Below are 14094 nucleotides of genomic sequence, written 5' to 3' on the forward strand. Positions count from 1 at the left end.
GTTATTTATCCTGTCGACTAATTAATTCCACGCAGCGGGGCCAAATATTTTTTTCCGTTTTTTTCTTTATACTCGGCAATAATGGCAAGTTTCCCCTCCAGATAGGCAAAACAAATTAAACCGGATTGGTAGTCATTTTGTGAATCCAAAGGCAGTTCACTGATTTTGATCCACTGCCCTTTCAACATCCTCTCGAGCAGATCCGGGCTCAATTCCAAATGTTGCACCTTGGAATACAATTTTTTTAGGGGAATTTGATGGGACCGCAAAAAATCAGCATCGGCATTTTGAAATAATTCGGGAAGCAAGGCCTGTTCTTCAGTAAACAAACCACTTTGAGTTCGTCTTAAATTACAAAGGTGCCCTTTGGTGCCTAACAATTCGGCAATTTCCAGGCCCAAACTTCTCACATAAGTTCCCCGAGAGACTTCACAAAAAAATCGAAGCAAAGGTTTCTGGTAATCCAGAAGTTCCAGTCTGAAAATTTCTACTTCCCGCTGACGCACTGTTTCACTGCTTTCTGGCGTCTTGTCTTTTCGGGCATAAGAATACAAGGGTCTGCCGGCGATCTTGATCGCCGAGTACATCGGTGCTCGCTGAAATCGCCTGCCCTGGAGTTTTTCTAGGCTCGCCAAAATTTGTTCGACCTTTATTTCGGGAATTTCCGTTCGCTGAATAATTTCGCCTGTGCAATCGAGGGTGTCTGTTTCTTCACCCAATTTCAGCTCGGCCACATAACTCTTTTTACTATCTTCACAATAAGGAATGAGCTTGGTCATCTCCCCTACAAACACAGGAAGAACGCCAGTCGCAAAGGGATCCAACGTACCCAGATGACCAATGCGTTTGGTTTGAAAAACTCCTTTGAGAGAATTCAACACTCTTTGGGAGCTTAAGGACTTGGGTTTGTCGAGGACGTAGATACCATGCAAAGGATTATTCAGGGCCATTATCACTCGGAGTTTTTGGAGAAATTTGCTCAAACAGCTGATCCATCTTTTGCTGAAGCTCTAACGATTCATCATAGAAGAATTCAAACTGCGGCATGTATTTGAGGGTCACCGATTCAGACACTTGATGACGAATGTGGCCGGCGGCATGTTTTAAGGCCTTCAGCGCCTCATTCTTATTTTCGGGAGGGTCTAAAATGCTGAAATAAACCCTTGCCAAACTGAGGTCAGCTGTGACTTTAACGCTGGTGACGACTACTCCGTCTACTCGAGGATCAGACATTTCAAATTGAATTATTTCGGTCACTGCTTTTCGAATTTCTTCAGCGATGCGTTCAGTTCTACCTGTTTTCATATTTAGAATTGAAGGACTTCTACTTTATCGTAAGTAATTTTGATTCCTTCATGCTCTTCGATGTAGTTTGTTATTTTATCAATCAAATCGCGAATAAAATTTGCGTCGTTTCCTGCCAGGGCAAATCCCAAAACCGCGGTGTTTAAATCTTCCAGCGCCTCCACTTCGGAAACAAACACCTTAAAGGTATTCATTATTTTTTGTTTAATGCTGGAAACCACACTCCGTTTCTCTTTTAAATTAAACACCGCGGAAAGCTCTAAAGTGAATTTGCAGGCCCCGACGATCATAATTTTGTCGCTGAACTTTCAACCAGGAAACCTTCAATCACATCTCCCACTTTAATATCATTAAAATTTTCGATGGAAATACCGCATTCGTAACCTTGTTGAACTTCCTTCACGTCATCTTTGAAGCGTTTCAGGGAAGATATTTTTCCCAAATGGACCACGACGTTGTCTCGCAGCAACCTTAGCTTTGCCGCACGACTCATCATTCCATCCACCATAAAACATCCGGCTACGGTTCCCACTTTGGTAATGTTGAACACAGAGCGCACCTCGGCGCGTCCCAAATATTTTTCAGTCAGCGTGGGGGCCAGCATTCCTTCCATGGCCTTGCGGACATCGTCGATCGCATTGTAGATGATATTGTAGAGTTTGAGTTGAACGCCTTCTTGACGAGCCAGGTCATTCGCCTTGATCTCAGGCCGCACGTTGAACCCCACCACAATGGCGTTGGAAGCGGCGGCCAGCATGATGTCGGATTCACTGATTCCACCGACAGCAGCATGCAAAGCGGTCACCTTCACCTTGTCTGTACTCAATTTGAGCAAGGCATCCCGCAAGGCTTCTACAGAACCCTGAACATCGCCTTTCAGGATGATGCGCAATTCATGCGACTCACCTTTTTGCAATTGACTAAAGACATCTTCCAGTTTGGCACGCACATTGGAATTCAGTCGGGCCTGCTTTTCTTTTTCTTCACGATGTTCGGCCACAATTTTTGCAATTTTTTCCGCGGTCACCACTTCAATGGTATCTCCGGCATTGGGCACACCGGCCAAACCAATGATTTCTACGGGAATAGAAGGCCCGGCCTCTTTCACTTGCTGGCCTTTTTCGTTGAGCATGGCGCGTACTTTTCCATAATGCATTCCGGAAATTACCGCATCCCCTACCCTCAAGGTTCCCTCTTTCACGAGGATAGTGGCCAGAGGACCACGACCCTTATCCAGTTTTGATTCAATCACCACGCCCTTTGCAGGCTTGTTGGGATTCGCTTTCAGATCTAGCACTTCTGCCTGCAAGAGGAGCATCTCTAAAAGACCGTCAATTCCTTCCCGCGTTTTGGCAGACACATAGGAAAATATCGTTTCGCCACCCCATTCTTCGGAGAGTAATCCATGCTCAGAGAGTTGGCGTCGGATACGATCGCGATCGGCTTCGGGCTTGTCAATTTTATTGACGGCCACCACGATGGGCACACCCGCTGCTTTCGCATGGTTAATGGCCTCAATAGTTTGCGGCATCACCCCATCATCAGCCGCAACCACCAGGATGACGATGTCGGTGACAGAAGCCCCGCGTGCGCGCATCGAAGTAAAGGCCGCATGCCCCGGTGTATCGATAAAGGTAATTTCACCCTTGGGAAGCTTCACACGATAAGCCCCGATGTGCTGAGTAATCCCCCCCGCTTCACCTACTGCCACCTTTGCCTCGCGGATGGCATCCAGCAAGGAAGTCTTTCCATGATCGACATGCCCCATCACGGTGACCACAGGGGCCCGAAACACCAAATCTTCTTCTTTGTCTTTATTCACTTCCAGGACATGATGCTCTTCAAAAATATCTTTTTTAACCTCATAGGAAAACTCTTGGGCCAACAGTGAGGCGGTATCAAAATCAATACTCTGGTTCAGAGTCACCATACTCCCCATCGCCATTAATTTTTTGATGAGTTCACCAGACTTCACACTCATTTCGTGGGCAAGTTCCGCCACGGTAACAAAATCACCCATTTTTACCACACGCTTGGAGGCCTTCATGAGGGTAACTTCGGTTTTTTTGCCTTCTTTTCTGGATTTTTTTCGACGTAGCCCCCGATTGGGTTCAAACACCACCTCACGATCACGTCCGGGGCTGGGAGCCTTTTCGGGAACAACTGTGGCCGCAAGACGAGTGAGTTGAGTGAGAGTAGCTACCTTGCCTATTCCTTCCAAATCGACTTCAATCTCTTCACGCTTGTTTTTCTTAACCCCTTTTTTAACTTTTTTATCTTTGCCCGCTTCTTCTTCAGGAATCAAAGTCTTGCTAAGAGGAAGCGCTGTAACCCCCGCACCTTGCTTAACAACTCCCGTGCCTGTTTTTGCCTTTGGATCGGTCTTTGCCGCGGGCTTTGGTGCTGGAGCTTTAATCTCCATGCGTCCTACGATTTTCAATCCATAACGGGGACGATCCTCTTCTTCATGCGTCCCCTGCACAGGTCTCTGAGGAAATGTCTTGGTCGTCTTTATTTCTGTTGCCTGTTTAGTCGTGGCTGCTTCTTTCTTGGAAGCAACAGCCACTGCCGAAGCAGCGCTGGAAGGAACTGTTTTAGTGACAGAAACAGTGGTTTTAGCCGCAGGAGAAACTTTTGTAGGAGGCTGCACTTCTTCTGAAAGCTTCGATTTTACAAGAGGAGCAGAAACAATGGATTCGGTTACAACAGAACTTTCTTTCTTGCTTACGGAGGGCTGCTTCACGTCTGGAGTAATTTCTTCGCCCTTAATTTCTTCGGCAAGAACAGGAGCCACCGACTCTTCCGCAGGTGTTACCTTCACCCTGCGACGAATCACTGTGCCTTTTACGCGTTTTTCAATCACTTCTGTTTTAGATTCCATAATTCCTTACTCGTGTTGTTGCGCCCCGTTTAGACGGGATAGCAAATCAAAATTTACTCAGTCGTGTTACTCGATTTTCTAGTCTCCCCCACTAAACCTCGTCCGTACCTTCTTCTTCAAACTCTTCTTCTCCACTGGAGGGCTGATTTTCAGCTTCACAGAAGGCCACCGCCCTCTCATGAACCTGGGTCAAAAGCTCGTTACTAAATCCGGGCAAGCCAATAAATTCCTCGGCTGAAGTTCTCGCAATATCCTCCACCGTCCGGTAAGTATGGCTGTACAAAATACTGGCCAGACTTTCTTCAATCCCTAAAGCCTCTACCAGAGCCATTTTCCCACGCTTCTGGATTTCTTCCATCTTGGTTTCGCTCAAAACATCGATGTTCCAACCCGTGAGCTGTGCGGCCAGGCGGACATTTTGTCCTTTTTTTCCAATCGCCAGAGACAGTTGATCGTCGGGAACAATAATTTCCATTCCATGTTCTTTATCGTGAATAATCACCTTGGAAACTTCGGCGGGAGCAATGGCATTACAGACAAAACGGGCAGTCTCTTCATCGAAGGGAACAATATCAATTTTTTCTCCCCGCAGTTCCTGAACCACACCTTGCACGCGCGCACCTTTCATCCCGACGCAGGCTCCTACAGGATCTACATCGCTGTCTGTGGAATAAACGGCAATTTTGGAACGAGCTCCCGCTTCACGGGCGACGGCCTTTATTTCAACGATGCCTTCGGCAATTTCAGGAACTTCCAAAGCAAAAAGGGCCTTGATCAAACCCGGACTTTTTCTGGAAAGTACCACCTGCTGGGCCTTGGAGTCTTTTTTGAGATCCAACAAGTAGGCGGTAATGCGATCATTGACCTTAAAATTTTCTGTAAGAACTTGCTCTTTCTGAGGCAGAATGGCTTCTGTGCGACCTAAATCCACAATGAGATTCCCTTTTTCTATACGACGGACGATGCCATTAATAAGCTCGCCCACCCGATCTTTATACTCTTCGTAAATCATGCTTCGTTCGGCTTCTCGAACTCGCTGAATGATCACCTGCTTGGCCGTTTGAGCCGCGATACGACCAAATTGATTCGAATCGATCTTCTCCCCCAAACTGTCTCCCACACTGGTCTCGGGATCGAGTTTTTTGGCTTCTGCCAAAGAAATTTCTATATCTTCATCAAAGACATCCTCCACCACTGTTTTAAATAGAAACAGCTCAATTTCCCCCAGCTCTTCGTTGTACTGAGCTTCGAGCTCAATTTCGATACCGTATTTCTTGCGTGCCGCGGTAAGCATCGCAGATTCCACCGCTTCAACTAAGGCTTCCTTAGGAATCCCCTTATCTTTACCCACTTGTTCAATCACGCTGTTTAAGTTAATAAACATCGATTTTACGCCAGCCTTGGCGGTTTTTTTCTTTTTGCCTGCCATCTTTAACTCCATTTTTTTACTTTTTTTTACCCTTTTTCAAAACCTCATCTACACCCACTTCAAGGTTTGCCTTTTCAATTTCAGAAAGAGGAATTTTATATTCCTGCTTGTCCACTTCAACCTTTATGAACTGCTCTTTCACTTCGACCAGTTTCCCTTTGTATCGAGAACGACCTCCGAGAGGAGTAAAGGTTTTTACCCTGATCGTTTGCCCGGTAAAACGCTCAAAATCTTTTAACCTTTTTAGGGGACGATTAATTCCCGGAGAAGAAACTTCCAGATCATAACTTTGGGCGATGAGATCTTCTACATCTAGAAGTGGATTCACAAGATTCGAAAAACGTTCACAATCTTCCAACATCACCCCTTCCGGCTTATCCAGATAAATTCTCAATATCCGCCGTCCCATTTCCTGGGTCCACTCACAAGCAATTACTTCACAAGCCATAGATTCGGCAAGGGGCTGCAAAAGCTGTTCAATTTTTTCCAGTTGTACCTGCATGAAAATCAAAAAAAATGGGCCAAACGAGGCCCATGGTGAAGAAACAAAGTGTCGTGCTGCTACACAAAAAAAAAGCCGCTGGCAAGACAAAACTGATAACGGATTTCTTTGAAATGAAGCCCCTTCTCCCTAACCCTCTCCCTCAAGGGGAAAGGGGATTTTTGCGTAACCGATTATTACAAATATCGCGTAAGAAAGTTACTCACTCAGCTTAAACTGAGCCCCCTCTTTTTTAAGGTAAAGTTTTTTCTCAAGACCATTGAGAAGCAATACCTTTTCCATAACCAAAGGAGGCTCCAGATTCACTTCCACCCGGTATTCACCAGTGCGTATCACAAGAGGCTCAGAACCCACTGCCTTTTGAGCCACTTCTTTTCCTTTGTAATCGAGAACCGCATAGCTCACTTTAATCACTTCTTCCAGGGCCTTCGACAAGTCTTGAGGACGGGCAATGGAGAAATACTCTCCACCCACCATCGAAGCGATGCGCTTCAATTCAATCTCATCCCGACTGCCTTCCAAATCCAGACCCAAAATATAGAGTTTTACATTGAGTTTTTCTTTCTTCCAACGCTCCAGTTCCAACACAGGATCCCCTCCGCAGTTTTCATAGGCGTCGGTAAACAAAACCATCACCCGTGAACCACTACTGCCTTTAAAATCGGATCGGGCCTTTTCTAAGGTATAAGCCAGGGGAGCAATCCCCTTGGCTTCTAGACCACTCCATTGGGTTTGGAGTTTGGTGAGTTCCAGGGGTTTAAATGAAGAATAAAGCTGTGTGTCCTTGCAGTTTTGATAAGAGCTGGGACTTTGGGCCCCCATCCAACGAAAAGCATGTTGAGAAGAGGAAGAAATCTTGGGAAGCATTTCATTGAGGGCATTTTTTACCCAGTCAATCTTTTTACTGCCCCCTACACTAGTGCCCATCGTTTTGGAGGCATCGATGACCCACTCGAAATAATCGGGAGAAATACCCGTGCTTGAATTGGGCACCCCACCTGAATTATCGGCAGAAAAGATACTGAGGGTTCCCGACCCGATGTTTACGGAGACAGAATCGGTAGAAGAGCCCAACTTTGAATAGGCCCGGGCCTGCAAATAATGTTTTCCAGGAATCAGGCTGGAGTTATCCCACAAATATTTGAAAGGAGCCTGACTGATGGAACCCAACAAGACTCCATCCGCCATGAAGTCTACTTTTGCTATGTCCTCAGAAAGAGGATGATTCACCTCGGCTTCAATCTCTGTCAGCAAATTCAGATATTCCCCCAGAGCGGGTGAAAGAATTTTAGTGGAAATGGAAGAGGCAAAATTCAGCTTTATCTGATCTTGCAAGGTCGAGCCATCCGCCAGATTAATCACAGTCTTTAAAACATGAGACCCAGTCTGAGAGCCGCTGTCCCAGGTAATCAAATAGGGTTCTGAAAGGGCTTCACCAATTTTCTGGTCTTCCAGAAAAAACTCTACCTTGGACACAGAGGCCTGCAGGGAGGCACGCACAAACACCTCCAGATTCACCTGCCCACTCACCGTATCTCCTTCCAAGGGACGCACAAAGGCAACCTTTTTTACATCGGGGACATTAAGGGCTAGTTCTTTGGAAGCCTGCTTCCCCTGAGGATCGAGAACCGTCACTTTAAATGTATTTTTTCCTTTCGGGAACTGGGAAAGGTTTAAATTCATTTTTACATTTTGTTCCGCACCAATCAATTGCTCTTGAAGGGGGTTATTTTGAGCACTCAGCACAACTTTAGCCCCTTCTGAAAGGGGGGTATTCAAGTGCAGCTCCAAACTTGAATTTTCACCCAGTGTGCCCTCATTTGAAGGTGAAAGAATTTGAAAATCAATCTCTGCCCCCTGAAAGTTATAGCTAAGCAAATAATCGGGGTACAGCATTGAATAGGCCGAAAGGAAGAGCGGAGTCCATTCTTCTTTGGGATTTAAAGTTAAAGTTTTCCCTCCACTTTGTGTGGCTAATTGCTTCAAGGAATTTGAACATTCATTTTCCACACAGAATGCAAACAAGACGTTTCTCTGTTTCTTTAACAACGCAAGAAGCTTGGAAGAATCTTCTTCAGACACAACAAGATCGGGTGTTGCCACCAAGAAACTGATCTTGGAAAGTGCAGGCCGCGGCATCTTCCTTGACCAGGCCTCAAAAGCGGAAACCAACTTGACGTTGGAGTTTGTCGCGGGCTGAAAAGTTAAAGATTTCAGACTTTCAGGACTCAGCCAATCCCCTTTAAAGGTGTCCGCAATCTGGGCCGCAAAAATTTTTTCTTTGCTATTAAAGGCCTGACCCAAGTGTTCCAGATTTTCTTTCAACAAGCCGGAATAAGGCTTCAAGGCAGGATGAGAGGCCACGAGAAAGAATATCGCCTTGGGATCAAAGCTGTTTCTTTGCAAGGAAGAAAGTTTGAAGGAAGGAATAAGACTGTTCTGTTCCAACACCTGAAGATCCTTCTTGTTTTCAAATGGAATTTGCCGTCCCTCTTCGTTACGAAGAAGCAGATTTATTTTTCTGGAATTGTCCGTCGCCCCAGCGGAATCCGCAGACCAGGAAGCCGCAAGGACCTGCTGTAAGACTAAATCGTTATTTTTTAGTTTGGGATAATTCACCGCCTGAATCTGAATGGAGGATTTCTCGCTCCCATAGACAAAGCCCATGCCTGTACTTTCCCTGCTCAACCCCATTAAACCCAAGAAGGAAGGATAAGAGTTTTTAAATAAAATAATCTGTGAAAGAAACATCAGGCTGAAACACAGGAGCAATTGGAAAAAGGAAGCAAAACCCTCGCTTTTGGAACGTAAAAGTCTAAAAAGAGCCACCAGAGACAAGGAGGGCAAAACAAAATAAAAATAAAGAGAGAGAGGTCTAAAATAAAAAGGAAGAAAAGGGATGGAACTACTCCAAAGATTGTCTTCCAGATTCCAAAAGGACCTAAAAATCCAAAAGGCATACAGAAGGTTTTCAAGAATAGCGAACAAGGAATATAAAAGAAACAAGGACAAAACTATTTTTACAGTTCTGGAGAAGGTTTTGGAAATGAGGAGAATAATCTGGAAGTAAAGGAGTGAAATCAGGAAAATAAAATTAAACAGGGTGGCGGGTGTTTTTTTGAAGGCAGTGAGGGCCAGAGAATCTAGGGAGCCATAATGATAACTACTATAGCCAAAGGTAAGTAGTAAAATGGCTGCCCCAAAATGGGTGGGACTTTTTAGTGTTTTTTTCTGAAGAAGGCAAAATACAAAAAAAAGTAGATTTAAAACCAGACCCAATCCCAAAAAAAAGCGCAAAGGGCTTGCATTAGCCAAGGCATCAATCAACAGACTCAAATGAAAAAATGAAAAAAACACCCAAAGCAACAAGGGGGCCCAATTGCCCTTAAAATCAAATGGAGGACCTGGAATTGCCGTTTTCTGTTCTACAATCTGGGGCTTAACTGCCTGAGGTTCAGTGGCCTTGGTCTTGATGGGCGGCTCAAGCTTTTGTTTTTCAGGTTGCTTTTCTGGTGGGCTTTTGCGCCCTATGAGTTGCGTCTTGTCCATGTCTTCAGCTTCCAACTTCCGCACATCAACATCCAGCTGAGTCTTGTCAAAATCATCCGCATTCATCTTCGAAGAAGGTTTTTTTTTGTTATCGTTCATAATTTAATGAGGCTAGAGGGTTACGTGTTTTTTAATTATTTCTTACTCTATTAATCAAATGGAAACAGTAATAGTCTTTGCAAGTTCTGTAAATCAATTTCGTGAACAAAATCCCTCTAAAATAATAAAGTCTATTTGTTGACAGACCCAAGCAAGCTTTCATAAAATTGTGTACTTAGTAGCTCTAATTTCAGCAAAGGAAATGTCTATGCGCATCGATGAAACACTCTACCAATCCACTCTCCAAATCAGGCAGGAACTCGAATTGATTTTGGATCGCATCGAAAAGATGGAATTGCACAGCAGTGAAGTCTCTGAACAAGTCTACCAGCGCGTTAAAAAAGATTACCTGGTTCAGCTCGGTAAGATAAAATCTGGTTTTGAACAAAAATGTACAGAAATTGAAAAAGCACTTCAAGAACTGTATGCCTTCAAAGGGGAGCAAGAAAGCTACTTACAAAAAAATAGGGAAATTTTTGAAGAAGCTAAGTTCCGACATGTCTTGGGGGAATATCAGGAAGAAAAATTTCAGGAAGTCAAAATACAAACGGAGACTGAAATTGCAAATTATGAAAAGACCTTGAGCGAACTGCAGAAACAGCTCGATCAATACGAAGAACTGATTCAGGTGCGAGACAAGCTTTCGGAACTCCCCTCAGCTCCTATTCCGGAGAAACCCTCGCCCACACCTACGTCTCCTCCAACTCCCGTCGCTCTCAAAGAGGCAACTCCCCCTCCTGCAAGCACAGCTCGACCGCCCTCTTCACCGAAGCAAGCTTCTGGCGATTATTTTTTAAACGCTTCAAACCCTGGCGGAGATTACTTCAATGAAGATGAAGCTGTAGTTCAACCCACCCCGCCAGCGATGGAAAAAAAGAAAGTAGCAGCGCCTCCTCCCGCAGCAGGTCCCGAACTTTCTTTTGATGACTCTATTTCAGCCATTTTAAAAAGTATCCCTCTCGAAGAACTCGAAGCAAAAGAGGCTCCGGAAGTCCCTGCGCCTGTGAAGAGCACACCTCCCCAGGAGACAAAAAAACCTTCCATGGAAGAAGATCCCCCCACGGGAAAACAGACCATTTCCATTTTGGAAGAGGCCCCCGAACTGCCTGAGATGCCCGAGATGGAAGAAGAATCCGTTTCTATTCACGCCAAACTGATTTGCCTTGAGGGGGACGTAGAACCCAAGGAGATTGAACTCTCGGAAACCATTTCTCTGGGACGTTCACCCTCCAACGATGTGGTGCTAAAAGAAGCAAAGGTATCCCGGCAACATGCCGCCATCAATAAGCAGGGCAACGATTATATCTTAATCGACTTAAAAAGTTCCAACGGCGTGTACGTGAACGGCAAGCGGGTGGAGGAGCAAATTTTGAAAGACGGAGATCAAGTTTCGGTGGGAAGCTTCAAGATGTTGTTTCAGAGGTTTTAAGGGATACCAAAAACCTCCTCATGCCGCCATCTCCCTGGCCACCCCGGCCCAAGCGCTCAAGGTCTCAAACAAAAGCCCTATTTGATGATGAAAGAATTTCTTATCGTGCGTAAAGCTGTCGTCAAAATGCTGTCTGCGACCCTCTTTTTCGACATGGGTCACTTCGTGGCTGAGGGTTTCAAAATGACGAATTAAAAAAGCCAGCAGCATTCTTTTTTTCCTGGCGATATTTTCTTCGCTGCGAATAGCCGCCCAGGCCTCGATATCTTCTTTGAGTGAAACACCAAAAGATCGAAGCAAACAATAATCGCCATTCCCATCCACATAATGCCTCGCATAACTTGCTAAACCTGAGGATGTTTTCGAAGCATCAAAGGTGTGTATCCCCACCTTCACCTCTTTACCGCGATTATAATATTGATAATAGGCCGCGGTCATTTCCTGCAGTACCAGCAGATAGGCTTCTGTGTCGGTATCATGAATTTTGTCCAAAAAATATTTCTGGTTCTTCTGCAGATTCTCAATTCCAAAATTCAAGGCATCGTCCTGTTTTGCTATACTCTCTTCAAGAAGATTTTCATTTTTGGTGGCCATCGCCTGACTGCGATCATCTCGTGCCAAACGGCTCCGTAAGGAATCGGGCAGTCTTCCGCTTTCTTTTAATCGTTGCAGATTGGCTTTTTCATTGGGGTCGCGTTGCATTTCGTAAATATCTTGAACGGAAATCTTTTGTTTTCCCCTCCACTCAAACTCAATGAACTCCACCAAGGTTAAAAGCTGTGTTAATTTTCGATCTGCCAGATTTTTTTCCTGCTCTTCTGCCCGGCTATAAATGGAATAATCGGTGATGCTTTCCATTTGATGCGCGTTGATCAGTCTGGCATGTCGTAGCACTTCTGCGTCAAACCTGGCTTTTTTTTCCAGATCATAACTCTGCACAAAATATTCCTGAGGCAGCAGGTGCAAATCGGCTCCGTCCATTTTTTGAGCCACACGAGTGAGAAAGGCCTTGATTATTAATCCAGGCAAAAGCTGTTTCAAGCGTGCCATCACGGCCTCATGATTTTGAAGCCGATCTCGCGTTTCTATGGGCAGATGCAGCTTGGGATCCAAGCGAAGGCACCATCCCTTGCGTCGAAAGAATTCCCAAATACCCTCCGGCACAGCCTCCAGCAAATCCTGTGGCATATTGCACATGGGCAGATCCCCCAGCAGAATCTTGAAATCAAAGGCGTCCATGACTTCTACTCTTCCAATGCCCCCCTTTTTTGGATCATCTTCCAGGTTGGTCAAAGTAGGCACTGCCTCGGCGTTGACCTGTTCCTCTCCCAGCATCACCCGATATTCCAGGCTGATATATTTGCCCACGTGTTGCAGGTGGGCCTTCAGGCGGGCCATTTCCAGTTCGGCATCATTTGTGTATCTTGAGGTCTCGACCAGGGTTCCCTTGAACGATTCGTCGTTTTCCAAAACTGCAGTTCGAACCTGTATCTCAATAATTTCCCCTTCCGCATCTCGTTGCACCTGAAAATCCAGAAAGCTCAGTTTTCCCCTTTTACTTTTCGCTGTCTTCACCCGCACCCAATTGGCTCCCGACAAAATCGCCTTGAAACCCACCCCAAAACCTCCCAGGTCTTCTCCAAGCAGCTTTGTGGTCACCCCCGGCAAAAGCAGATTCATGGCCTCTTCTTCCATGCCTACTTCATCATAAAAACTGAGGATGGCTTCGTTATTTACTTTGTAGATCTGGGCTTGAATCAATCCCCTCTCACGACCTTCGGCCACCCTCTCCCTCCAGGGGCGAGAGGAATCGGATGGGGTTCCTCTCAGAGCATCCAAACTATTCTGCAGCAACTCCCTCAACCAGGCATAAGGCTGTTTTACATATAGATGCTGAGTGGCCGCTACCAGTGAGCGCACATCGTATTCGCAGCCATAGCCAGATTTGGGAATCTCCAAAAAATCCAGGCTTCGTTCTTCCAGCTTTTTCGATTTTAAATGCGTGATGGCATCGCTTAAAGGATGGGCCTGAGAACTAAGCGCTGCAATTTGTGTTTCAGTGCTCACTTCGACTTCATCACTTGTAAGAAAGTGTTCTAAAGTGGTGATCAGTTCAGACTTCTCGTTATTCTCCAACTGCTCATGAAGCTCCGTTACAGAGATATTATTCTTGGCCAGAAAGCGCTGGATGCGATTTAAAAATTTGCTGTGATCTTTCTGCCCCTGCTTCAAATAATAGTAACGAATAATCCACGAGGCCTTTAAAATATGGTCGGCACTAAATTCGGGGTGCATCAAAAAATATTCTGCGGCGGCAGGGTGGATAAGTGCTTCTAAAACCTTGGCAAAAGCAGCGTCAGAGGCAATTCGCGCACAAGCGGCATTCCAGGTTTCATCACTTAATTTAACTACAGCCAGTACATAAGGATGAGGATCCACTCCGAGAGATCTGAGTTGCAACCAGCGGGCTTGGAGCTTTTCGGCGTGGCCGATTTGTTCCAGGGCGAAGAGAGGAATATTGTAATGTTGAAGCCAAGTTCCTTCTTGAGTCTGTAGAAGATAGAAAGAATCTAATAAGAAGGCCCTTCTTGCCAGAACGCGTGCTGTAGCGTCTCGAACGCCCACCTTCAAACCCATAGCATCATACTCTTGCCAAAACCCATAAGGAGTAGGTCCCAAATTATTATAAGGAGGAGTTAAAGCACACCAATCACCATTTTTATCTAATACATAGTGAGGAATATGCCCGGACCCAAAACAAATTTGATCTCGTTGCGAAATCGCAAGACAGGGACCCAGTGATCCGCAAGGATAGGGACCCACTCGGAGCGTAGCGACGGATCTTATTTTTTCTTTTTATAGGTGGGTCCCTATCGATGCAATTTGTTTTTTTCTGGGCT

General features: G+C 45.4%; 9 protein-coding genes. 1 reads left to right on the top strand and 8 read right to left on the bottom strand.

The window, feature by feature from the left end; translation table 11 throughout:
- Positions 1-17 precede the first annotated feature (17 nt).
- From truB to HQM15_01325, 7 genes are all read right to left on the bottom strand, one after another.
- Complete coding sequence (gene truB, locus HQM15_01295) at positions 18-950, bottom strand: tRNA pseudouridine(55) synthase TruB (protein ID MBF0491401.1); 933 nt, start codon at positions 948-950, stop codon at positions 18-20.
- Complete coding sequence (gene rbfA, locus HQM15_01300) at positions 937-1305, bottom strand: 30S ribosome-binding factor RbfA (GenBank protein ID MBF0491402.1); 369 nt, start codon at positions 1303-1305, stop codon at positions 937-939. The genes truB and rbfA overlap by 14 nt, the downstream gene beginning before the upstream one ends.
- 2 nt (positions 1306-1307) lie before the next feature.
- Positions 1308-1595, bottom strand: coding sequence for a DUF503 domain-containing protein (locus HQM15_01305; protein MBF0491403.1), 288 nt, complete (start codon positions 1593-1595; stop codon positions 1308-1310).
- Entirely contained in the window at positions 1592-4186 is a 2595-nt protein-coding gene (gene infB, locus HQM15_01310; GenBank protein ID MBF0491404.1) for a translation initiation factor IF-2, read from the bottom strand. Before infB ends, HQM15_01305 begins: the two co-directional genes overlap by 4 nt.
- A 91-nt stretch (positions 4187-4277) precedes the next feature.
- Positions 4278-5570: a transcription termination/antitermination protein NusA gene (gene nusA / locus HQM15_01315; protein MBF0491405.1), complete on the bottom strand. Its 1293-nt coding sequence runs from the start codon at positions 5568-5570 to the stop codon at positions 4278-4280.
- 61 nt (positions 5571-5631) lie between these two features.
- Positions 5632-6117 carry a ribosome maturation factor RimP gene (locus tag HQM15_01320; GenBank protein MBF0491406.1) on the bottom strand — a complete coding sequence of 162 codons (486 nt, stop codon included), beginning with the start codon at positions 6115-6117 and terminating at the stop codon, positions 5632-5634.
- A gap of 198 nt (positions 6118-6315) precedes the next feature.
- Positions 6316-9765 (bottom strand): hypothetical protein, encoded by a 3450-nt coding sequence (locus HQM15_01325; GenBank protein MBF0491407.1) that lies wholly within the window; start codon positions 9763-9765, stop codon positions 6316-6318.
- Positions 9766-9973: 208 nt separating this feature from the next.
- Between HQM15_01325 and HQM15_01330 the strand changes: the two genes are divergently transcribed.
- Complete coding sequence (locus HQM15_01330) at positions 9974-11194, top strand: FHA domain-containing protein (GenBank protein MBF0491408.1); 1221 nt, start codon at positions 9974-9976, stop codon at positions 11192-11194.
- An 18-nt stretch (positions 11195-11212) separates the two neighbouring features.
- Here the strand turns inward: HQM15_01330 and HQM15_01335 are convergent, their stop codons facing one another.
- Positions 11213-14017, bottom strand: a complete 2805-nt coding sequence (locus tag HQM15_01335) for a hypothetical protein (GenBank protein ID MBF0491409.1) — start codon at positions 14015-14017, stop codon at positions 11213-11215.
- Positions 14018-14094 lie beyond the last annotated feature (77 nt).

The sequence above is a fragment of the Deltaproteobacteria bacterium genome, assembly GCA_015233135.1.
Lineage (GTDB): Bacteria > UBA10199 > UBA10199 > JADFYH01 > JADFYH01 > JADFYH01.

Excerpts from the sequence above, each read along its gene's own strand:
- rbfA (MBF0491402.1), bottom strand. The coding sequence starts at position 1,305 with ATGAAAACAGGTAGAACTGAACGCATCGCTGAAGAAATTCGAAAAGCA.
- HQM15_01330 (MBF0491408.1), top strand. The coding sequence starts at position 9,974 with ATGCGCATCGATGAAACACTCTACCAATCCACTCTCCAAATCAGGCAG.
- infB (MBF0491404.1), bottom strand. The coding sequence starts at position 4,186 with ATGGAATCTAAAACAGAAGTGATTGAAAAACGCGTAAAAGGCACAGTG.
- HQM15_01325 (MBF0491407.1), bottom strand. The coding sequence starts at position 9,765 with ATGAACGATAACAAAAAAAAACCTTCTTCGAAGATGAATGCGGATGAT.
- HQM15_01305 (MBF0491403.1), bottom strand. The coding sequence starts at position 1,595 with ATGATCGTCGGGGCCTGCAAATTCACTTTAGAGCTTTCCGCGGTGTTT.
- truB (MBF0491401.1), bottom strand. The coding sequence starts at position 950 with ATGGCCCTGAATAATCCTTTGCATGGTATCTACGTCCTCGACAAACCC.
- nusA (MBF0491405.1), bottom strand. The coding sequence starts at position 5,570 with ATGTTTATTAACTTAAACAGCGTGATTGAACAAGTGGGTAAAGATAAG.
- HQM15_01320 (MBF0491406.1), bottom strand. The coding sequence starts at position 6,117 with ATGCAGGTACAACTGGAAAAAATTGAACAGCTTTTGCAGCCCCTTGCC.